Origin of the sequence: Acinetobacter sp. NIPH 2100, from assembly GCF_000369805.1 — a bacterium.
Classification (GTDB): Bacteria; Pseudomonadota; Gammaproteobacteria; order Pseudomonadales; family Moraxellaceae; genus Acinetobacter.
In genome coordinates this window covers 322,119-342,826 of record NZ_KB850224.1, presented here as the reverse complement: position 1 = coordinate 342,826, position 20,708 = coordinate 322,119, and the positions used below count along the sequence as shown (strand labels likewise).

Sequence of the window (20,708 nt, the reverse complement as noted above, 5' to 3'; positions counted from 1 at the left end):
AATTTCTGTGCGTTTTTTCTTTAGTGCTATTTCAAGCCCGCCATCGAAAAACCATAACAATCTTCATGCCTATCTCCTTATTGAATCTTTTAAACTAATTCTGCCAAACGATCGACCACTTGCTGGGGTTGGCAGTCATAGATACTTTCTCCATGATTATAGCCATAGCTGACCACAATACAATCAATACCTGCACGTCTTGCCGCCTCCACATCATTACTTGAGTCACCAATCATTAAGGTTTCGGCTATAGATGTGCCTTCCAGCTCCACACAATGCAGCAGCGGTAGTGGATGTGGTTTCCGTTCAGGCAAACTATCACCACCAATCACAATTTTGAAATATGGACTCAATTGCAGAATATCCAGTATCCCTTTCGCCAAATGCTCAGGCTTATTGGTGACACATGCCATCGTAATATTATGGGTTTGACAATAATCCAGAAATGGCAAAACACCCTCATACACTTGGGTATTTACACAGAGTTCCTGAGCGTAGACCTCAACAAATGTACTGAGAAGTTGTTCTTGCTGCTGGGCTTCTACTTGTCCAAACAAATGTTCCAGCACAGCCTCACACAGTTTAGCTGCACCTTTTCCAACCCAAACTCGAACTTGCGCTTCGGTTACGGTCGCCAAACCCAGTTTCTGCAAACTCAGGTTCATCGCCCGATATAAATCAGCAGCGGAATCGACCAGTGTCCCATCCAGATCAAATAACACCAAACTACGGTTTTGTAACTGAGCAACAGACATATATTTCGACCCAAGAAATGAAAAAGGCATACCAACGTGGGCATGCCTTGATTGTAGAAGCTTCACCCGATTATTTAAAGAACAGCCAGGCAATCACGGCTAAAATGATCAGTACGATAATCGAAATCAAACCAACAGAAGCATTCTTTTGTTGCTCTTTTTCCTGAGCGACACGCGAAACTGGTTCATCAATCGCAACAGGTTGTGGCTCAGGTACAGCCTGAACACTTACCCCTTCAGGAATAGGCGCTGGTTTTGGAATCGAGACCTGTTGCGGCATACCATCGCGCGTGATTGGTGTTTCAACTGCACGTTCCGCAATACTTGGCATACCTTGATCATGTGTATTCGAGGTCACAGGTTCAATTTCGATTTCAGGTAATTCAGCATCAGTTGCTGCCGGTGCAAGCACAGAGAAGACAAAACTTGCGAACTGTAAAATATCACCATCGTGCAATTCGGTTTCTTGCTCGACACGCGCATCATTAATGAAGGTACCATTTGACGAATTGAGGTCTTGCACCCAAAGCTGCTGATCTTTCAACAACAAAGCGGCATGACGACGTGAAATATCTGCTGATTGCAACAAAATATCGGCATCTTGGTGTCTACCCACCAACATGTCGCGCTCGATATTCAGTTCTTGCCCCGTAAATTCACCTGTAATGGCTTGTAATTTCCAAGTCATAGATGCATATCCTTATATAATTTCTTGCAATCATAACATTGTGACATAAGCGCTTCTGTGCTTCTACTGTGAAGACACAGGGCGAATTGTGGTGGTGGTCACAGTATTTTTACTACGTTCCGTTTCTTTAACTGGCAGTTGTACGGTTTTTTGTTGCACTTGAGGCACTTCAACCGCAACAGGTGTTGTCACCACAACTGTTTTGTTCTGTGTCGCAGTGGGGACTTTCTGATAGGGCGAGTTAGGGACCACAGGGCGCGGATTATAAATATCTGCCACATTTTCAGGGAGCTTTGCAAAATTACCATTTTTATCCATGGAGAGTTGCAAACTATAAAGCTGATTATAACGTTGCTGAGAAAGGCGACGCACATCATCCGCATCCCCGACAATTGTAGGATGTATAAACACCAACAAATTACGCTTGATATTACTACGCGCATCGGCACGGAATAAACGCCCAAGATATGGAATACTACTCAACCCTGGAACGCCTTGACGTGACAATGAAGTATTGTCCGCGATCAAACCACCTAATACGACAGTTTGCCCATGCTCAGCAAGCACCGCTGTTTTGATAGCACGCTTATTGGTCACGAGATCTGTTGCCTGACCTTTATTGTTCTGGACATCCGAAACCTCTTGTTCAACTTCGAGGCGAACCGTACCATTTTCACCAATATGCGGAATCACTTTTAAGGTAACACCCACATCTTTACGTTCAACCGTTGTATAAGGGTTAACTGTACCTGACGTTCCCGTCGATACCGAACCCGTGACAAATGGAACGTTTTGACCTACGACAATATAAGCTTCCTCATTGTCCATGGTGACAATCGAAGGTGTAGACAAGAAGTTTGATTTGGTGTTGGTTTTCAATGCCTGTATCAGTGCGCCATATGCTTTACGTGAGTTTTCAAAATTGCCCAACCCAAGCGTCGCGCCATTCCCTTTATTGGCATCTCCAGCAATCGCTGCAGCTGCACCGCTTGCGCCACCTGTAGCATAACCTGCAGCAATGGATGCCAGACTTGCGCCTACATTACTAAAGCTCAGCAAGCCTACACCACTACTTAAATCGCCCAATGCCCATTGAATTCCCAATTGATCTGCATCATCCCCTGAGACTTCAATAATTGCGGCCTCAATCAAGACTTGTTGACGACGAATATCCAATTGTTGAATGGCAGCTTCAACTTCCCGCATCAACTGCGGATCGGCTTTGACCACCAAGGCATTTTGAGTTGGATCAGCAATAATACTGATACCTGCACCATTAAAACTGGTAATTGCCGAATTTTGACTATTATTTGAATTACTATTTAAATTAATCGAAGGTGTAGAAACCGATGAGCCTGTTGATGAGCTTGAGTTTTGATTATTGGAAATTAGACTATTGATCGAATTTGATCTGTTATTACTATTCGAGGACGATGAAGAAGATGACGCTGACTGGCCTGTCACCAAACCTTGTAAAATTTCAGCTAAGTTTTTTGCGCTGGCATACTTCAAACGGAAAACTTTTAAGCCACCCAATCGGTCTGCCGATGGCACATCCAGCATTTCAATCATTTGACGTAAGCGTTTACGCGAATCAGGATCGCCCTTAATCAAAATTCGATTGGTGCGATTATCTGCAATGATACGAACACGTGAACCGATAAAATCTTTTGAGGCACCTGTTGCGCTCATCGTTTCTAACAAGCCAATCACTTCTTCTGCTTGGCTCGACTGTAAACTAATCGCCTCGATGTCATTTTGACCCGTACCATCCAAATTACGCACAATATTTTCAAGCTGATAAATATTGGTTGCGCGATCAGAAACGATTAAGGCATTGGTTCCTGCAACTGCTGCTAAATGCGCAAATTGCGGCATTAATGGGCGTAAAGCTGGAATTAAATCATTAGGATTGGTGTTTTGCAGCCAGATGACCCGCGTTACAATTTGATCACCACCAGCACGACTCCGTGCGTCATAGGGAATGCCTGAGTTCTTGGCATTACTATCAGGCACAAGTTTAACCGTATTTCCAGAAGGAAGCGCCACCACACCATTGACATTCAGTACACCTAAAAATAGGTCATATACTTCATCTTTATTCAGCGGCTTATTGGAAATAACCGTTACATTACCGCGTACACGAGGGTCAACCGCAAAGTTCTTACCTGTAATATCTGCAACTTCATTAATAAATGCCGTTAAATCTGCATCACGTAGATTAATCTTCCATGTTTGTGCTTGCACATGGGTACTGACTGTCGCAATCAAAGGTGCTGCGGCAAGTAATGCCCAAAGTGGACGTTGATGATTTAAAAAAGCCATAACCTGCACTTATTCCTAACTGATATGGTGACGTGTGATCACTAAAAACTTTGTTGTATGGTCATCACTTGATCACCACGTTTTATTTCTATTTTGGCATGCCCTTCACGACGTACTTGCTCTAATAATTGTACTTCGTTGAGTCCCTGCCCGACGCTCTGCCCATTGATCGATAGAATACGATCGCCAGCGCGCAAACCCAAGGTATTTTTTAAATTCGATGGGGTCTTATCTGATATTTCATAACCATCTGAACCACCGCCACTTACCCCCATATTCTTCATGTACTGTTCACGGTTATCCTGCATTTGCTGGATCGCCTGACCTAAAGCGGATTGGGGTGAGTTCTGAGTGGGTGCAGCTGCTGCAGGCGGCACACTGTTGTTACTGTTCAATACTGGTGCAATGGGTTGATATAAGCCTTTATCCAAACCCTTAAACTTTACTTCTCGAGTTGCGCCATTGCCTTGTCTCAAAATCACATGATCCCAATACACTTCTGCCAGTTGATATGAAGTCGAACCAACCGTCTCTCCTACACGATAACGTTCAGCCGTATCATTCAACTTAATCACCGCAGAGGACAAGTAATTTGGTTGACCCAACAATACACCTTGTAGTTCCAAGTTAACATTATCATCAGCTGACGTTGCTGCAGGCTCATTAAATAAAGCAAAGGAACTAATGTTAGGCACTTGTGCTTGTTGCGAACCCAGCTCCACCCGATCGAACTGCATCGGTTGAGGCGGTGCAAGCACCCACCAAAACAAGGAAGCCAATTTCCAGCACAACCACAAAATCAATAAAGCTAAAACCAAGCCACTGAGCTTATCAACTTTTTGCCAACGCAGTTGCTGCAACTTTTGAGTGATTGCTTTCATTAGAAACCACCTTGCAGTAACGGTTGACGCGAGCTAATCACATAAGTGTCGAGTCCAGCTTTACCTTGATAGGATGGAATGTTCAACAACATTCGTTGGGTTAACTGCACATCCAACATCAGACTTGCATCTAAACTCAGATTTGCCATTTTCTGGCTACGTTGGTCACGAACATCGATTTGTAATTGTCCGTTTTCATCTTTCAGCTCAGCAGCCAAAGAAGGCATATTCATGCGGTCCTGTCGTTGGCCAAACGTATAGCTCAACTCACCGCCGCCCCAATTGAGTTGACCTTCTGTCGCGCTAAAGCCTTTTTCTTTTTGATAATTGAATTGCACATCTTTCAATTGAATTGAATTTTCAGGCCACTGCCAGTTTGCAAAATACTTTAATGTTTCAGGCGAGATTTTGCCTTGCAGGTCTTTGATCATGATTTTTTTGCCAAAACCATAAGCAAAAATTCCATTGAACTGGGTATTACCGCTATGAATATCGAGATTTGCGCCCAGACGCAGTAACAACAAATCGAGAGGACGTGTTTTCCAATGAACCGATCCACGCAATTGCCCACGCTGCCAATCTGCTTGCCCCTGCCATATATTGCCGCTGACATTATGTAATATTTGATTATCTTTTGAAAATTTCGCAATTAACCAAGTTGCTGGAATTTGTAAAATAATAAAAATTAAAAATGCAAAAATGGCGAAAATCCACCATCTCCATTGCTTGGTATTTTTCTTCATTCCACCCTTACCAACATGCCAAATATCATCCTTCTTGAGACACTCGCCCCTGAATGACATTATGCATACTTTTTCAACATCGCCAATTCTCTCATATAAAAAAACCAAGCTTTTTGAGCTTGGCTTTTAATAAAGGATAAAGCCGTCGTATGACAGAACGATGACTTTAAAACTTGCTTAGATTAAGAAATCTTCAAGTTTTGCACCTTTTTCTAATTGAGCAACTAACCAGCGTGGTTGTTTACCACGGCCAGTCCAAGTTTCCTCAGCATTGTTTTTGTTACGGTAGCGTGGCTCTACTGCTTTACGCGTTGTTTTCTTACGCTTTTGCTCACCAACTTCCAATAATTCTTCAACGCTAAAGCCAAGCGCATCTGCAATTGCAACAATTTGATTATATGCATCTTCGATTGCTTGATCTTTTTTACTTGCAATTAAAGCTTCCGCTTCTGCTTGTAAACGCTTTAAATCTTCTACAGATAAATCGCTAATATCTGGTTTCATTAGAACCACTCCAACTTAATAGGGGAAATATATCACTCAAAAATAAAATGAATTTCAAATTCGATTCAATATTAATTTATAAATGATTAAATAATCAATATAAGAATAGCCCAGTTAATCGTATATCAGGCACAAAATCGCATTTTATTTACAATAAACCTTAAAAAGTAGACCTGTTATATAAAAACATATTCTGTAAAGGCAATATCTGTGAGGATCAAGCATCATGCTTATATTAACTTATTCTTAATTTTATCTAAAAAAATCGAATTTTTATTGAGCCCACCAAGGTTCAAATACCTTCAATACATACAACCTTGGCATTTGAACCTTATTATATAAATTTACTATATAATCAAACAAAAATAGACATAATCGTCTTTATAATAATTAGTTAGATATTAACGAGTGCCCCACACTTTGTTCTAATTGAATAATCTTATGTCTAATCATCTCAGGGATATTTAATTTCTTAGATGTGTCTTTATCGACACAGACCATAACAGCCTCACCTGTCGCGACCATTTGGTTCTGTGTTTCACTCCATAAAACATAATGCATACGAAAAGCACTATTTCGTAACTCTTCAATACGCGCACCAACATGCAGCACATCAGGATAGAATACAGGACTCAAATATTTACACTGACTGGAAGCCACCACCGTCAATATATCCTGATCAAAGATATTCAACGCCATTAAATAGGCAATTCGTGCACTTTCTATATAACGATAATACTGCACATTATTAACATGCCCAAAAGCATCCATATCTCCCCATGCCACCGTTTGCTTATGTATTACAGGATAGACAGACAGTTCCTTCACATTTCCACTCATATCTTAAAATTAAGAAAATTCACATCGTTTTCAAATATTAAATTTAACTGCCTGATTAAATCGGGGTTATCCCCTAATGTGGATTTAATCCTTAAATAACTCATTAAAATGTTTTCTGGATATAGAGTTAATAATTGCTCAGCTTCTTGCTGACGCTGTGTAGCCACATAAACATGCCATTTAGCAAAGCTTAACATCGGCACACTGGTATAGCGCTGTTCCAGCTGCATAATCCGCTGTTCGACATAAGCATAATCGGGAATTTGCTTTAATAACTGTTGCTGGAACCACAGATAAAATACTTCTGGATCAAACTGCTCTTGCAATAAATGCAAGGCTAAATCCTCATGCTGCAAACTCATTTCTGGCATACGCGCCAACAACTTCAACCAAAGTACTTTACTACTATAAGGCCGGTCCTGTATTTCGCTTTGCAAAGCCAAATATCGTTGCTGCAAAGCAGTGAGATCATCCACCGACGCTTGCTCAAATTGTATTAATAACTGCTGCAGCCATAAATCACGATGTTCCGCATCCAACAAACCAAATTGAATTGCCTGTAGGAATAGCCACGGTTTCTGCAAAGCAAGTTTGCCCCATAAGGCCGTGATACGTTGCTGATAAGCAGTTTCAATTTCAACCAACCAAGGAGAAAGTTGGTGTTGAGCGAGAAACTCTAAATGTGTAAGCGCTTTTTCAGTCTGCTGCTGCTCTAAATAAATATCAATGCGCTGCAATTCAGCCAGTTCAAATGCCATTGGTGCGGAGTTTTCTAAGCTCTGCAATGCTGTTTCATAATCGCCATTTTTATAATCAAACTGCGCATCGATGATATTATTCAACAACCCCGATTGCGTAAAAACACGCTCAATAAAAACTTGTTGATCTTTTGCCGCTTCTAACAACCAAACAATGCCGAGCTGCTCATAGGGGTGTAAATCTTTGAAATGCAGAATGGTTTCTTTTTTCCGCTGCTCTCGGGCAAGATAACGTTTACCGAATAACCAAGTGAATTGTGCGAGTAAACTCATCACAATAAAAAGTGCAATCAGCCCCCAAACACCACTTTGAAACTGCCATTCTCGCCAATAAATATACACATAGCCATTTCCATAGCCATAACTTAATACAGCAAACAGTGCGAATAACACCAGACTGACAAGCAAATAAGTGAGCAGTAAATATTTCATGATGCGTTATCCCAATAAACCCAATGTGGTTAATTTTGGTGTAGGCACTGCCGGTAAATTTACAATTTTCTCTAATTTCTGTTTCATCTGCTGGCTAGCTTGATCAGGCAATTCAGCAAGTAACTGCGTGACTTCCAAGATCGATTTTCGATATTCAGTTAACTGGCCTTGCTGCAATGCTTGAGAGGCAAGCAATAAGCGTAATTGTGCTTCTTTTAAAGTGATATTACGGCTCATCAAATCAGGCGCGTTACGCTGTACTTTTTCGAGTTTAAACCAGTGCCACCAAGACGAATTTTCACTCTTGGCCATATTGACTTTCGGGTTCTGAATTTCTTGTTGAATCTTTTGATCCAGTTGCTGCAATAGATTATCAAGTTGCTGCTGCTGTTGCGTTTGGCTTAATACATATTGCTGAATGGTTTGTTTATCCTGCTCAATCGCTTTCACCAAACTATGCTGTAATGCTGGAGAAACAGCAGATTGCACAACATGCTGCTGCACTTGATTCAATTGATCTAATGCATAAATAAACTGTTGCTGATCCACGGCAAATTGCACCAATTGCATTTGCTGCTTAATCAAAATAACCGGAGCAATCCCTGCCACCGTAGTCGGTATCGAAACACTATCCGTTGGCTCTACGGGACTAGCACTTTGTAACTGGCGTTGCACGGCAACGAATTGATCATTCAATAAAGCATAACGCTGCTCGGTTTGATCTAACTGCTGTTGTAACTGAGGTACAGTTTGAGAATATTGCGCAACATCGTAACTGAGTTTGGCTAACCACAACAAACTCAATCCTAATATTAGATAACCAATTTTTCTCATACATGTCCTTGCCAATCACTCATGCGTTGAATGATCTCTGATGCAGATAAATTTTCAAGCTGAATAATGTTAAATCCTTGAGCAGCCTGATCCCGTGCTTTTATTAGAATTTGAGCCAAGCGTGAGCCTAAAACCAAATACACCCACTCTGCCGCACACGGATGCTGACGACATAACTGCTGCCAATAATTCCAACTCGCTTCACTACTTATCAACACTGCAACAGGTTGATTTAAACTTATTTTTCTTACAATTTCAGGAAATATGACAAAACTTTGTGTTGGGCATTGCCGCTGATAGAGCACAAAATTCAGAATCTCAACACCTTGTTGCTGCAATTGCTGCATCATAAATTGTCGCCCCCCCAAACCTCGCCAAAATGCAATTTTGGTTAAATCCATCTGCTTTTTTAGCAGGGGCAGATCCAACATTCCCTCAGAACTTTCCACCTCAGGGACAACACTTGCTATTTTAAATTGAGCTAAAGCCTGTGCTGTGGCTTGCCCTACTGCGACCCATTGAATATGTTTGAGCTGCTCAAGTTGCAATCCTGCTTGTTGCAAATAACGCATCCCAATGTCAACGGCTGTCGGACTCACCACCACGATCACTTGGGTTTCGAGCAACGCGAAGTAAAGTTGCTGCAAAGTTTCAGAAAATGGCTCGGCAACCAATTCAAGTAAAGGCAATGCCTCGACCTGATAACCCGCCTCTCCCAATGCTTGGGTCAAAACAGAAGCACGGTCGTCAGGGCGTGTATTAATAAACAGCATTAATACAACGCTTTCAGCAATTCACCTGCACCCTGCGCTAACAACCGCTGGGCCAGTTGTTCACCAAGTTGTTCAGCATCTGCTGGTGCTCCAACCAACTGTTCTTTTAGTAAGGTTTTCCCATCAACACTCCCCACTCGCCCTTCGATCTGAATTTGATCATTGGCTAAAGTTGCGTAACCTGCAATCGGTACTTGGCAACCCCCTTCCAAATAAGCATTAAATGCACGTTCTGCACGGACACAAATCGAGGTTTCTTCATGTTGTAACGGCTGGATCAATGTTAATAATTCTGCATCATCCGTACGGCATTCCAAACCAAGTGCACCTTGACCCACCGCAGGTAAACTGAGTACTGGGGCTAAACAGTGACGAATGCGCTCAGCCAAACCTAACCGTTTTAATCCTGCACTGGCTAAAATGATGGCGTCATATAAACCATCATCCAGCTTAGACAAACGTGTGCCCACATTGCCGCGTAAATCAACAATTTCCAGATCAGGACGTTGCTGTAAAATTTGACACTTACGGCGCAGGCTAGAAGTCCCCACTTTTGCACCTTGTGGCAAGTCATCGAAATGCGCGTAGTGATTCGAAACAAACGCATCCAAAGGATCTTCACGCTCACAAATCACGGCCAAGCTTAAACCTTCTGGTAAATGCATCGGTACATCTTTCATTGAATGTACAGCCAAATCCGCACGGCCATCCAGCAATGCTGCTTCCAGCTCTTTTACGAATAAACCTTTACCACCAATTTTGGCTAACGGGGTGTCTAAAATCTTGTCGCCTTGGGTGACAAACTTAACCAATTCAACCGTTAAATCTGGATAAAGCACATTTAAACGAGAACGAATATGTTCCGCCTGCCAAAGTGCAAGAGGGCTTTGTCGAGTCGCAATTTTTAAGGTTTTCATAAATTCAAGTTAAGTATTGATCAAAGCAATTGTTCCAAACTTAACTTGATCACCTGAAATTGCAAGCAAAAAATCATAAAGTGATCAATCATTCAGCTGAAAAGCTGAGTTTTATAATTGATGCATACACTCTCTTAAACTCGGTAAATGACGGCGACTGACAGATAAACGCTCCTCCAGTTCACGCAAACGTACCTGATATTGTCCTGCTGCGACTAATTCCAGCCCTTCAAGATAGTCGAGTGAGACCAAAGCATTACGATGAATGCGAATAAAACGGTCTGCAAATTCCAATTCTAAGTCTTTCAGGGTTTCATCAATCAGTACGCTGCCATTTTTATGGCGAACAGTGACATATTTTTGATCCGCTAAAAAATAATAAACATTTTCTAATGGAATCAGCTCAACTCCGCGATAAGTTTTCGCAGCAATTTGATGGCGTTGTGTTTTGGTATCGTACATATCGTCTTGTTGTTTTAAACCAGTCATTTGTGCTTGTGTAAGGTGAGTTAAATGATTAAACACCTGCTGTAAATCTTGTTGTGCAACAGGTTTAAGTAAATATCCTTGGGCTTGAAATTTAAATGCTTCCAATGCATGTTGATCATATGCCGTACAAAAAATAATTGCAGGACGAGGGTTGAGCTGACTGAGTTGTTCAGCACACTCCAAACCATTCATCCCTGGCATTTGAATATCTAATAAAACGACATCAGGCGAGTCGTTTTCAATATGATTTAACACATCCTGACCATGATGCGCCGTCGCAATGACTTCGTGTCCCATCTGGGTCACTAAACGTGACAAACGCTCTACAGCGAGAGGCTCATCATCAGCAATCAGAACTCTCATCCTCTCCTCCTTGTCACCGTTAACTTCATCCATATTTTTTATGGTTAACTTGACTTATTATTTTACTCGATAGTGGTAGCTCACCACCGTCGTATATAACGACGCTCCCCCATAAATCTGAAACTTAACCGTTGGCCCATAATAAGCTTTCAAGCGCTGCTTCACATTCTCTATCGCAATACCATTTCCCTGTCTCGATTTTATTGTATCGTGAGAATAAGGGTTGGTAATGACTATACTGACTTGATTTTGCAATATTTCAACCAATACGCTAATGGTTGATGGCTGCAAAATTTTTTCCACCCCATGAAAAATACTATTCTCAAGCAAAGGTTGCAACGTTAATAACGGAATCGTCACGCGTTTTAATTCAATTGGTGTCGCCTGTATATTCCATTCTACATTTAAACGCTCGCCTAAACGCATTTTTTCGATACTTAAATATTGCTGGCATAAATCAATTTCTTCGGCCAGACTCACCAGCTTCAGTTCCTGAAAACTCGCTCTAAACAGTCGTGACAGATTAATCAGCATATTTTCAGCTTTTTCAGGGTCAATCGTAATTAAACTCACCACACTATTCATACTATTAAATAAGAAATGCGGATGAATTCGTGCTTGCATCGCCTGAATTCGAGCATTCAGTTCACTGTATTGCTGGCTCATCCATTGTTCACGCATATATAAATAACGCAAACAGAATGCACCGAGTAAAACACCATAGCTCAAATGCAGACTCGTCCCCTGAAACAGCACCTCTTCGCTAAATACACCTGAACGTGCAGCCCAATACTGAATAACATTGACCACGCAGGTGGTCAATAAAACAATCAATTGCAGTAAAACAAAACCGAGTATTAATGCCACTTTCTGACTAAACTTGGCAAAAAAACCTTGAAAGTAATCCACCAGTGTCGCAAATGATAAAATCACCCAATTAATAAAGAACATATATTGCAGCACACGAAAGCCGTCTAAGGCTTGCCATGAGCGCGCTTCAGCCAAAGCCAACACCATCGCTAAAACATTACTTGCAACAATTAATTCTAATAAGTATTGCCATTGCCCAATTTTCGTAAAAAAATAGGAGCCTGATGGATTCCCCTGACGAGTTTGCGATAACTTCTTACGTCGAGTTTCGGCAACTGCGTTTGGATTTGCTATACTCTTTTTTATTTTGCTGAGCCGCCATGACCACATCTTCTCAATCCTCTTCTGCAGCAAGCCCAAATCAAACCTCTGGAATGTGGGGCGGTCGCTTCTCTGAAGCAACAGATGCTTTTGTTGCAGAATTTACCGCATCTGTGCAATTTGACCAACGTTTTTATAAACAAGATATTGCAGGTTCAATCGCACATGCAACCATGCTTGCCAAAGTTGGCGTCCTGACTGAAGCTGAACGTGATGACATTATCCAAGGTCTAAGCACCATTCAAGCTGAAATTGAAGCAGGCAATTTTGAATGGCGTATTGATTTAGAAGATGTACACATGAACATTGAGTCACGTTTGACTCAACGTATTGGTATCACAGGTAAAAAACTCCATACAGGTCGTAGCCGTAATGACCAAGTTGCGACCGACATCCGCCTCTATTTGCGCGATGAAATTGACGACATCTTAGGTTTATTACTCCGTCTACAAAAAGGCTTACTGGGTCTGGCAAGTAAAAATACCAACACCATCATGCCTGGCTTTACTCACCTGCAAACCGCTCAACCTGTGACTTTTGGTCACCACTTGTTGGCTTGGTTTGAGATGTTGGTGCGTGACACAGAGCGCCTACAAGACTGCCGTAAACGTGTCAATCGTATGCCACTCGGTTCAGCAGCTTTGGCAGGTACGACCTACCCGATTGATCGTGCTTACACAGCAGAGCTTCTGGGTTTCGAAGCAGTTTCAGAAAACTCGCTCGATGCCGTTTCTGATCGTGACTTTGCCATTGAATTTAATGCAGCAGCATCTTTGATCATGATGCATTTATCACGTATGTCTGAAGAACTTATTTTATGGACTTCGGCACAATTCAAATTTGTGAATATTCCAGACCGCTTCTGCACAGGTTCTTCAATCATGCCGCAGAAGAAAAATCCAGATGTACCTGAACTGGTCCGTGGTAAATCAGGCCGTGTTTTTGGTGACTTAATTAGCCTATTGACCTTAATGAAAGGTCAGCCATTGGCATACAATAAAGACAACCAAGAAGATAAAGAGCCGCTATTTGATGCGATTGATACCGTGCGCGGCTCCCTTATGGCATTCGCAGACATGGTTCCAGCACTTGTTCCAAATATCGAAATTATGCGTGAAGCAGCTTTACGTGGTTTTTCAACTGCAACAGATCTTGCAGACTACCTCGTTAAAAAAGGCGTGGCTTTCCGCGATGCACATGAAATTGTGGGTAAAGCGGTCGCTTTAGGTGTGGCAGAAGAAAAAGATTTATCTGAATTGACACTTGAACAGTTACAACAATTCTCTGATTTGATCACAGCAGATGTTTTCGACAAGGCACTGACCTTAGAAGCCTCTGTCAATGCACGTGATCATATTGGTGGGACTTCACCAAAACAAGTTGAAGCTGCGATTGCCCGTGCACACACTCGCCTAGAACAGTTATACGCTTAAGGATTTATGATGACTAGACAAGTACTTTGCCGTAAATACAAACAAGAGCTTGAAGGCTTGGATTTTGCACCATTTCCTGGTGCCAAAGGCCAAGAGTTCTTTGAAACCGTTTCAAAACAGGCATGGCAAGAATGGTTAAAACATCAAACCACGTTGATTAATGAAAAACGTTTGAATGTATTTGAACCTGATGCGAAAAAGTTCCTCGAAGAGCAACGTGAGAAGTTCTTTAATAACGATGAAAGTGTAGAGAAAGCTGAAGGTTGGACTGAACAGAAATAAGCCGTTTTGTCTCACCGCACGGTAAAAAAGAGAGCTGTTTTTCAGCTCTCTTTTTACATGATATTTACATAAGTAATAAAGCCTTACAGAGTATACACAGTTGTCTACATGACACGTTAGAGTGCTGTGTTTATAGTTGTATTCAGAAGGACAAAGAGATACGTTGATATCTCACGTAACGCATGATATTTCTCTCCCAGACTTTCCCCCGAAGTCTGGGATTTTTTTATTGCAATTCCCTCAAAAATAAAAAGCCGCTCTAGTTAGAGCGGCGATATATTATTCTACTTTTACCATTATTTTTGATGTACTTTTTGTTCAATCTCTTCAATACTGGTATGGCGCACATCGGTACCCTTCGCCATATAAATCACCTGTTCTGAAATATTACGTGCGTGATCACCAATTCGCTCTAAAGAACGTAGTACCCACATCACATTAATCACCCGTGAAATATGACGCGGATCTTCAATCATATAGGTCATTAAGGTACGGGTTGCTGATTGATATTCTCGGTCAATATCCACATCTGCCATGACGACTTTCAATGCCTGCTCAACATCTAAACGCGCAAAAGCATCTAGGGCATCATGAATCATGACACGAACTTGATTGCCAATATGACGGGTTTCCATATAACCACGTGGTGACTCACCTTCTTCACACAGGGTTTGTGCAATACGTGCAATTTTCGCAGCTTCATCGCCAATACGTTCTAAATCCGTATTGCCTTTGCTCATTGCGATCACCATACGTAAATCAATCGCTGCTGGATGACGACGGGCTAAAATCAATGTCAAACCTTCATCAATATCACGCTCGAATTGGTTCACTGCATTGTCTTTAAACTGTACATCAATCGCTAAATTAGCATCTGTGTCTAATAAAGCATGAATCGCATTTGCGACCTGTTGCTCCACTAATCCACCCATGGTCATAAACTTGGTGTGCACATCTTGCAAGTCTTCATTAAATTGTGAAGAAATATGATGACTTAACACAGGATTGCTTGGGCTCACAGTATGCCTCCACTAGATACATGGAAAAAATGATTGGTGATTAAAACATAGAAATGATGAAACTTTTATGACAATAGCACGGATTGGCTCAATGTTGATTGGTGTGAATTGCTACAACAAAAATTTAAAAATCTGTTAGTCTAAATGCCTAGCTTGACGGAGCGCAGTTAACAAACTGCTGAGATTATCTTAATTACTCAATTTAAAGATAAGTACCGTTGAACCTGATCAGGTTAACACCTGCGTAGGAATCAAGCCCAGCAAAAAACTTAGCTTCTATTTATCATAGAGATAAATCCGCCATGGTTTTTGGTCGTGCTTGATTCGTTAATGCTATACATAAGGATCATGCCATGAACCAATTAACGAATCTTTCCCCTGCTGATATTTCTGCTCAACATGAGCAAGCTGCAAAAGATTTAACCCGAATATTACCTGCATCTCGAAAAGTCTATGTTGAAGGTTCTCGCCCTGATATCCAAGTCCCTTTCCGTGAAATTAGCTTAACCGAAACGCCAACTGGCTTGGGTGGTGAACACAATCCACCCGTGATGGTCTATGACACGTCTGGTGTTTATACCGACCCCAATGTACAAATTGACCTAAATAAGGGCTTACCTTTCGTTCGTCAAACATGGATTGAAGAACGCCAAGATACCGATGTACTTTCTGGTCTTAGTTCGGAGTTCGGTCAAGCCCGCTTAAAAGATATTCGCACCGCCGAAATTCGTTTTGCCCATATTCAAAACCCACGTCGTGCACAAATAGGCAAAAATGTCACGCAAATGCACTATGCCAAGCAAGGTATGATTACGCCTGAAATGGAATATATTGCTATTCGTGAAAACCAACGCCAACGTGAAAATGTCGATATGCGTCAGCATCCAGGGCAAAACTTTGGTGCACAAAACTTACGAGAAATTACCCCTGAATTTGTACGCCAAGAAATTGCTGCGGGTCGTGCCATTATTCCAGCCAATATTAACCACCCAGAATGTGAACCGATGATCATTGGTCGCAATTTCTTGGTGAAAATTAATGCCAATATCGGTAACTCTGCACTCGGTTCATCGATTGATGAAGAAGTCGCAAAAATGACGTGGGCAACCCGTTGGGGTGCCGATACCATCATGGATTTATCGACAGGTAAGAACATTCATGAAACACGTGAATGGATTATCCGCAACTCACCAGTGCCAATCGGTACTGTACCCATCTATCAGGCACTGGAAAAAGTCGATGGCGTGGCTGAAGATTTAACTTGGGAAATCTTTAAAGACACCTTGATTGAACAAGCTGAACAAGGTGTTGACTATTTCACCATTCATGCAGGTGTATTGTTGCGTTACGTCCCCATGACGGCAAACCGTCTAACGGGTATTGTGTCTCGTGGTGGTTCAATCATGGCGCAATGGTGCTTAGCACATCATCAAGAAAACTTTTTATATACACATTTCGACGAAATTTGCGAAATCATGAAAGCCTATGACGTGTCATTCAGCTTAGGTGATGGCCTACGTCCAGGTTGCGTGCAGGATGCCAACGATGAAGCACAATTCAGCGAACTGAAAACCCTCGGTGAACTCACTCATCGTGCTTGGGAACATGACGTACAAGTAATGATCGAAGGTCCCGGTCACGTGCCAATGCATATGATTAAGGAAAATATGGATCTACAGCTTGAAGTCTGTAAAGAAGCGCCATTCTATACGCTTGGTCCACTGACCACAGATATTGCACCAGGTTATGACCATATTACTTCTGCGATTGGTGCAGCGATGATTGGCTGGTATGGAACCGCAATGCTGTGCTATGTGACACCAAAAGAGCATTTGGGTCTACCTAACAAGAAAGACGTCAAGGATGGCATTATCACCTATAAGATTGCAGCACATGCGGCTGACTTAGCCAAAGGCCACCCAGGCGCACAAGTGCGTGACAATGCCCTCTCTAAAGCACGCTTTGAATTCCGTTGGGACGATCAGTTCAATCTCAGCTTAGACCCAGACACAGCACGCAGTATGCATGATGAAACGCTTCCTAAAGAAGCCCATAAATCAGCACACTTCTGCTCAATGTGCGGTCCAAAATTCTGTTCAATGAAAATCACGCAAAATGTGCGAGATTATGCGCAAAACCAGCACAATGCCAAGCAATCAAATGATGCTGAAAAAGAAGTTGAAGCAGGTCTCAATGCTATGAAAACCGCTTATCAGGAACATGGTCAAAAATTGTACCACAAGGTGTAAATCGACTAAAAAAAGATTTTCCTGCGAATCATTCTCGGTTAGGATGAGATATGTACAATCTCATCCTGATTGAAGATGACTATTCTTGACCACGCCAGCTATTCAGCAACCGACGTTACGATAGAATCTCGAGAACCTTTGTTTCGAGGGTTCATTCAAGTTGAGAAAGTGAGTTTAAAACATCGATTATTTCATCGAGAAGATTACTCACCTTTAATTCAGCGTGAATTGGTTCATCGTCCACAAGCTGCTGGTGTTTTACTTTATAATGACCAACAACAACGCTTTGCACTGATTGAACAATTTCGTGTGGGTGCATTGAATGATCCAGTTTCGCCATGGCAACTTGAAGTCATTGCAGGGGTACTCGATGGAGATGAATCTCCAGAAAGTTGTATCCGCCGTGAAAGCTTAGAAGAGTCTGGCTGTGAGATCACCGAATTAAAACATTTATTTAGCTTCTACCCTTCTGCTGGCGCATGTTCTGAATTTTTTCATTTATATGTTGCAGAAGTTAATTTGCCAAAGGATGGAGGCATTTTTGGGATGCCAGATGAAGGCGAAAATATTCAGCTTCATCTATTTGCCTATTCCGAATTAGAAGCATTATTAATTAACGGGCGGTTGAGAAACGCACCTGTAATCATGGCATTGCAGTGGCTGTCTCAACACATACAACAAAGATAAAAATCTGAAGGGGCTAAAGACGGTGACTTTCCAAGTCTCATCATTATCGCAACAAGATTTTGTGATGATACAGATTACTGATACACATTTATTAGAGTATCCACATTTAGAGTTTGTCGGGATGCAACCCGAACAAAGTTTTCATGCTGTAATCGACTTGATGCGCCAGCAACATCCTCATATTGACCTGATTGTACACACAGGTGACTTAGCTCAATCGCCAACACCTTTGACGTATAAACGCTATGTACAACATATGCAAAGCTTGGGAATCCCCTTTTTTCATACTCCAGGCAATCATGACGATGTAGCACATTTTCCATTTCATGAAACAGATCAGACCCAACCGACTGTGATTGAGTTAGGTCAATGGTGCATTATCCTACTCAATAGTGCGCAGCCAAAGCGGATTGATGGGAAAATTGCTGAAGCACAATTGCAACAGCTCACCCAGTTGCTGACACAACACCATGATCGCCATGTCATTATTGCGTGTCACCATCATCCTTTTGCCATGCAGTCTGCGTGGATTGATCAACACAAACTTAAAAACTCATCCGACTTGCTGGAAACCATCCAGCCTTTTTCAAATGTCAAAGCAATCGTATGTGGTCATGTGCATCAAGATTCAATCAATACATGGCAAGGTGTTGAGTTTTTATCGACCCCATCCACCTGTATTCAGTTCAAGCCCAAAAGCGATAAATTTGCCTTGGATGAGGAACATCCTGGCTACCGTTTTATTCGCCTGAAAGCCAACGGTGAACTGGAAACTCAGGTCTATCGCCTCCAGACTTCCGAACGGATGAACAGTTCTGAAGTTTTAGGCTATGACTAAACTTTTGATTACAAATTACATTGTCGATTTCTCACAAAATCTGGACGGGAATGACTACCATCTTGTCCAAAAACTCTATATGATGTCGACCCTTGATGGGAAAAACCATCTTAGGTTTCTATAAAAACACTTGCATATCACCATATTTTTTGCGTATAGATAGTACGTGTAAGATGAGGAATGCCCTATATGGCGAATGACAACCAAAATCAAGTCTTGGACGAACAAACAGACGTGATCGACGATCAAAAATTGGCTGTGAAACGTACACGTAAAACCAAAGCTAAAGCTTCAGAAAGCGGTACAACTGCGAGCTTATTTGGAATTGCGCCTTATCAGCCAAAGAAAAATGAAGAATATATGTCTGAAGGACAACTTGAGCATTTCCGCCAAATTTTAAATGCATGGAAAGCTGAGTTAATGTCTGAAGTTGATCGCACCTTGAATACCATGCAAGATGAATCAAGTGCGCTTCCTGACGTCAACGACCGAGCAACGCAAGAAGAAGAATTTGCAATTGAACTACGCACACGTGACCGTGAACGCAAGCTCATTCGCAAAATCGAACAATCGATTGAAGCCATTCAAAACGAAGACTACGGTTTCTGTGAAACCTGTGGTATCGAAATCGGTTTACGTCGTTTAGAAGCTCGCCCAACAGCGACTTTATGTATCGATTGCAAAACTTTGGCAGAAATCAAAGAAAAGCAAAACAACGGTTAATTTTTGATAACCGCGTTGAGCAATGAAGCGAAGCACAGCTTCGCTCTTGCACAGCGACAAAGCGATGCTTTGCTTAATCGCTGCTCATATATCGGACGATTCGCGCCATCGCCTACAGGTCCATTGCATTTTGGTTCCTTACTGACTGCTGTCGCCAGTTATTGCGATGCCAAAGCCAATCAAGGTAAATGGCTGGTCCGTATCGAAGATACCGACATTCCTCGCATTTATCCCAACAGCGAAGCTCATATTCTTGCTTGTATTGATGCCTTTCAATTTGAGCCAGATGCAGAAATTATTTTTCAAAAAGATCGTTTAAATCTCTATGAGCAGGTGCTTGAGCAACTCAAGCAATCACAAGCGATTTACGCTTGCCAATGTACGCGCAAGATGTTGGGTTCAAATCATATCTATATCGGTACCTGCCGCGATCTCAATCTCGACTTTGTTGATCAAGCCATTCGCTTAAAAGTTTCTGACCAACTCATTTGCTTTCAAGATCGCTTACAAGGCCAACAGTGCTCAAACTTGCAACAGGATCTCGGTGATTTCGTATTAAAACGCCGCGATAGCATTATCAGCTATCAACTCGCTGTGGTCGTGGATGACTATCTACAAGGGATTACCCATGTGGTACGTGGTGCAGATCTACTCGATAATACAGCCCGACAGATCTGGTTGGGCTCTTTGCTTGATTATCCAAGTTTAAGCTATATGCACCTTCCTCTTGCCATGAACGATCAAGGGCAAAAACTATCTAAGCAAAATCTGGCACAAGCATTAAACATCAACAAAGCACCAGAGCTGCTACAGCAGGCCATTTTGGCTTTAGGGCAATCCAAAGTTGAACTGGACCAACCCCGTATCATGCTGCAACAAGCGGTGCAGCAATGGGATGTAAACTCGATCCCGCTCGGCATTCATTTGACGGGAACTTTTCAGTAAGCCGAAAAAACCCTGAACATTGTCAGGGCTTTTTAATCT

Annotated in this window: 21 protein-coding genes and 1 riboswitch; of the genes, 7 read left to right on the top strand and 14 right to left on the bottom strand. The window is 41.9% G+C overall.

Annotated features, from left to right (window positions below):
* Positions 1–89: 89 nt before the first annotated feature.
* The 13 genes from F887_RS16265 to F887_RS16325 form a co-directional block, all read right to left on the bottom strand.
* The gene (locus tag F887_RS16265; RefSeq protein ID WP_005291344.1) at positions 90–755 is read right to left on the bottom strand and encodes a phosphoglycolate phosphatase; all 666 of its coding nucleotides are present in this window, start codon (positions 753–755) and stop codon (positions 90–92) included.
* A gap of 70 nt (positions 756–825) precedes the next feature.
* The gene (locus tag F887_RS16270; RefSeq protein WP_005291342.1) at positions 826–1,443 is read right to left on the bottom strand and encodes an FHA domain-containing protein; all 618 of its coding nucleotides are present in this window, start codon (positions 1,441–1,443) and stop codon (positions 826–828) included.
* Positions 1,444–1,506: 63 nt separating this feature from the next.
* Positions 1,507–3,768: a type II secretion system secretin GspD gene (gene gspD, locus F887_RS16275; protein ID WP_005291340.1), complete on the bottom strand. Its 2,262-nt coding sequence runs from the start codon at positions 3,766–3,768 to the stop codon at positions 1,507–1,509.
* A 41-nt stretch (positions 3,769–3,809) separates the two neighbouring features.
* Entirely contained in the window at positions 3,810–4,649 is an 840-nt protein-coding gene (locus F887_RS16280; RefSeq protein ID WP_005291338.1) for a type II secretion system protein N, read from the bottom strand.
* The gene (gene gspN, locus F887_RS16285) at positions 4,649–5,392 is read right to left on the bottom strand and encodes a type II secretion system protein N (protein ID WP_005291335.1); all 744 of its coding nucleotides are present in this window, start codon (positions 5,390–5,392) and stop codon (positions 4,649–4,651) included. The genes F887_RS16280 and gspN overlap by 1 nt, the downstream gene beginning before the upstream one ends.
* Before the next feature lie 177 nt (positions 5,393–5,569).
* Positions 5,570–5,896, bottom strand: a complete 327-nt coding sequence (locus F887_RS16290; RefSeq protein ID WP_005291332.1) for an H-NS histone family protein — start codon at positions 5,894–5,896, stop codon at positions 5,570–5,572.
* A 390-nt stretch (positions 5,897–6,286) separates the two neighbouring features.
* The gene (locus F887_RS16295; protein ID WP_032863051.1) at positions 6,287–6,724 is read right to left on the bottom strand and encodes an acyl-CoA thioesterase; all 438 of its coding nucleotides are present in this window, start codon (positions 6,722–6,724) and stop codon (positions 6,287–6,289) included.
* 8 nt (positions 6,725–6,732) lie between these two features.
* Positions 6,733–7,926: a hypothetical protein gene (locus tag F887_RS16300; protein WP_005291328.1), complete on the bottom strand. Its 1,194-nt coding sequence runs from the start codon at positions 7,924–7,926 to the stop codon at positions 6,733–6,735.
* Between the two features lie 6 nt (positions 7,927–7,932).
* Positions 7,933–8,760 (bottom strand): hypothetical protein, encoded by an 828-nt coding sequence (locus F887_RS16305; RefSeq protein WP_005291326.1) that lies wholly within the window; start codon positions 8,758–8,760, stop codon positions 7,933–7,935.
* Positions 8,757–9,533, bottom strand: a complete 777-nt coding sequence (locus tag F887_RS16310) for a uroporphyrinogen-III synthase (RefSeq protein ID WP_005291324.1) — start codon at positions 9,531–9,533, stop codon at positions 8,757–8,759. Before F887_RS16310 ends, F887_RS16305 begins: the two co-directional genes overlap by 4 nt.
* Positions 9,533–10,450: a hydroxymethylbilane synthase gene (hemC, locus tag F887_RS16315; protein ID WP_005291321.1), complete on the bottom strand. Its 918-nt coding sequence runs from the start codon at positions 10,448–10,450 to the stop codon at positions 9,533–9,535. Before hemC ends, F887_RS16310 begins: the two co-directional genes overlap by 1 nt.
* A 111-nt stretch (positions 10,451–10,561) precedes the next feature.
* Entirely contained in the window at positions 10,562–11,302 is a 741-nt protein-coding gene (locus tag F887_RS16320) for a LytR/AlgR family response regulator transcription factor (RefSeq protein WP_005191841.1), read from the bottom strand.
* Between the two features lie 57 nt (positions 11,303–11,359).
* Positions 11,360–12,502 carry a sensor histidine kinase gene (locus F887_RS16325; RefSeq protein ID WP_005291319.1) on the bottom strand — a complete coding sequence of 381 codons (1,143 nt, stop codon included), beginning with the start codon at positions 12,500–12,502 and terminating at the stop codon, positions 11,360–11,362.
* Here F887_RS16325 and argH point away from each other — a divergent pair.
* Positions 12,493–13,926: an argininosuccinate lyase gene (argH, locus tag F887_RS16330; protein ID WP_032862710.1), complete on the top strand. Its 1,434-nt coding sequence runs from the start codon at positions 12,493–12,495 to the stop codon at positions 13,924–13,926. The two genes, F887_RS16325 and argH, sit on opposite strands and share 10 nt — an antisense overlap.
* A 9-nt stretch (positions 13,927–13,935) precedes the next feature.
* Positions 13,936–14,208, top strand: coding sequence for an oxidative damage protection protein (locus F887_RS16335; protein ID WP_005154766.1), 273 nt, complete (start codon positions 13,936–13,938; stop codon positions 14,206–14,208).
* Between the two features lie 296 nt (positions 14,209–14,504).
* Here the strand turns inward: F887_RS16335 and phoU are convergent, their stop codons facing one another.
* Positions 14,505–15,227 carry a phosphate signaling complex protein PhoU gene (phoU, locus tag F887_RS16340; RefSeq protein ID WP_005154764.1) on the bottom strand — a complete coding sequence of 241 codons (723 nt, stop codon included), beginning with the start codon at positions 15,225–15,227 and terminating at the stop codon, positions 14,505–14,507.
* A 147-nt stretch (positions 15,228–15,374) separates the two neighbouring features.
* Positions 15,375–15,495, top strand: a riboswitch (TPP riboswitch).
* 85 nt (positions 15,496–15,580) lie between these two features.
* On the opposite strand from phoU, the gene thiC reads away from it, so the two are divergent.
* The 5 genes from thiC to gluQRS all read left to right on the top strand — a co-directional run bounded on the left by thiC (position 15,581) and on the right by gluQRS (position 20,669).
* Positions 15,581–17,476, top strand: coding sequence for a phosphomethylpyrimidine synthase ThiC (gene thiC / locus F887_RS16345; RefSeq protein WP_005291315.1), 1,896 nt, complete (start codon positions 15,581–15,583; stop codon positions 17,474–17,476).
* A gap of 75 nt (positions 17,477–17,551) precedes the next feature.
* The gene (locus F887_RS16350) at positions 17,552–18,163 is read left to right on the top strand and encodes an NUDIX domain-containing protein (RefSeq protein ID WP_005291313.1); all 612 of its coding nucleotides are present in this window, start codon (positions 17,552–17,554) and stop codon (positions 18,161–18,163) included.
* A gap of 22 nt (positions 18,164–18,185) precedes the next feature.
* The gene (gene cpdA / locus F887_RS16355) at positions 18,186–19,001 is read left to right on the top strand and encodes a 3',5'-cyclic-AMP phosphodiesterase (RefSeq protein ID WP_005291311.1); all 816 of its coding nucleotides are present in this window, start codon (positions 18,186–18,188) and stop codon (positions 18,999–19,001) included.
* Between the two features lie 189 nt (positions 19,002–19,190).
* A complete protein-coding gene (gene dksA / locus F887_RS16360; protein WP_005291309.1) occupies positions 19,191–19,724 on the top strand; it encodes an RNA polymerase-binding protein DksA in 534 nt (177 codons plus the stop codon).
* Between the two features lie 3 nt (positions 19,725–19,727).
* Entirely contained in the window at positions 19,728–20,669 is a 942-nt protein-coding gene (gene gluQRS, locus F887_RS16365; protein WP_032862708.1) for a tRNA glutamyl-Q(34) synthetase GluQRS, read from the top strand.
* Positions 20,670–20,708: the final 39 nt, after the last annotated feature.

Coding starts and splice junctions, on each gene's coding strand:
- F887_RS16265 (WP_005291344.1), bottom strand. CDS start 755: ATGTCTGTTGCTCAGTTACAAAACCGTAGTTTGGTGTTATTTGATCTG.
- F887_RS16270 (WP_005291342.1), bottom strand. CDS start 1,443: ATGACTTGGAAATTACAAGCCATTACAGGTGAATTTACGGGGCAAGAA.
- gspD (WP_005291340.1), bottom strand. CDS start 3,768: ATGGCTTTTTTAAATCATCAACGTCCACTTTGGGCATTACTTGCCGCA.
- F887_RS16280 (WP_005291338.1), bottom strand. CDS start 4,649: ATGAAAGCAATCACTCAAAAGTTGCAGCAACTGCGTTGGCAAAAAGTT.
- gspN (WP_005291335.1), bottom strand. CDS start 5,392: ATGAAGAAAAATACCAAGCAATGGAGATGGTGGATTTTCGCCATTTTT.
- F887_RS16290 (WP_005291332.1), bottom strand. CDS start 5,896: ATGAAACCAGATATTAGCGATTTATCTGTAGAAGATTTAAAGCGTTTA.
- F887_RS16300 (WP_005291328.1), bottom strand. CDS start 7,926: ATGAAATATTTACTGCTCACTTATTTGCTTGTCAGTCTGGTGTTATTC.
- F887_RS16305 (WP_005291326.1), bottom strand. CDS start 8,760: ATGAGAAAAATTGGTTATCTAATATTAGGATTGAGTTTGTTGTGGTTA.
- F887_RS16310 (WP_005291324.1), bottom strand. CDS start 9,533: ATGCTGTTTATTAATACACGCCCTGACGACCGTGCTTCTGTTTTGACC.
- hemC (WP_005291321.1), bottom strand. CDS start 10,450: ATGAAAACCTTAAAAATTGCGACTCGACAAAGCCCTCTTGCACTTTGG.
- F887_RS16320 (WP_005191841.1), bottom strand. CDS start 11,302: ATGAGAGTTCTGATTGCTGATGATGAGCCTCTCGCTGTAGAGCGTTTG.
- argH (WP_032862710.1), top strand. CDS start 12,493: ATGACCACATCTTCTCAATCCTCTTCTGCAGCAAGCCCAAATCAAACC.
- F887_RS16325 (WP_005291319.1), bottom strand. CDS start 12,502: ATGTGGTCATGGCGGCTCAGCAAAATAAAAAAGAGTATAGCAAATCCA.
- F887_RS16335 (WP_005154766.1), top strand. CDS start 13,936: ATGACTAGACAAGTACTTTGCCGTAAATACAAACAAGAGCTTGAAGGC.
- thiC (WP_005291315.1), top strand. CDS start 15,581: ATGAACCAATTAACGAATCTTTCCCCTGCTGATATTTCTGCTCAACAT.
- F887_RS16350 (WP_005291313.1), top strand. CDS start 17,552: ATGACTATTCTTGACCACGCCAGCTATTCAGCAACCGACGTTACGATA.
- dksA (WP_005291309.1), top strand. CDS start 19,191: ATGGCGAATGACAACCAAAATCAAGTCTTGGACGAACAAACAGACGTG.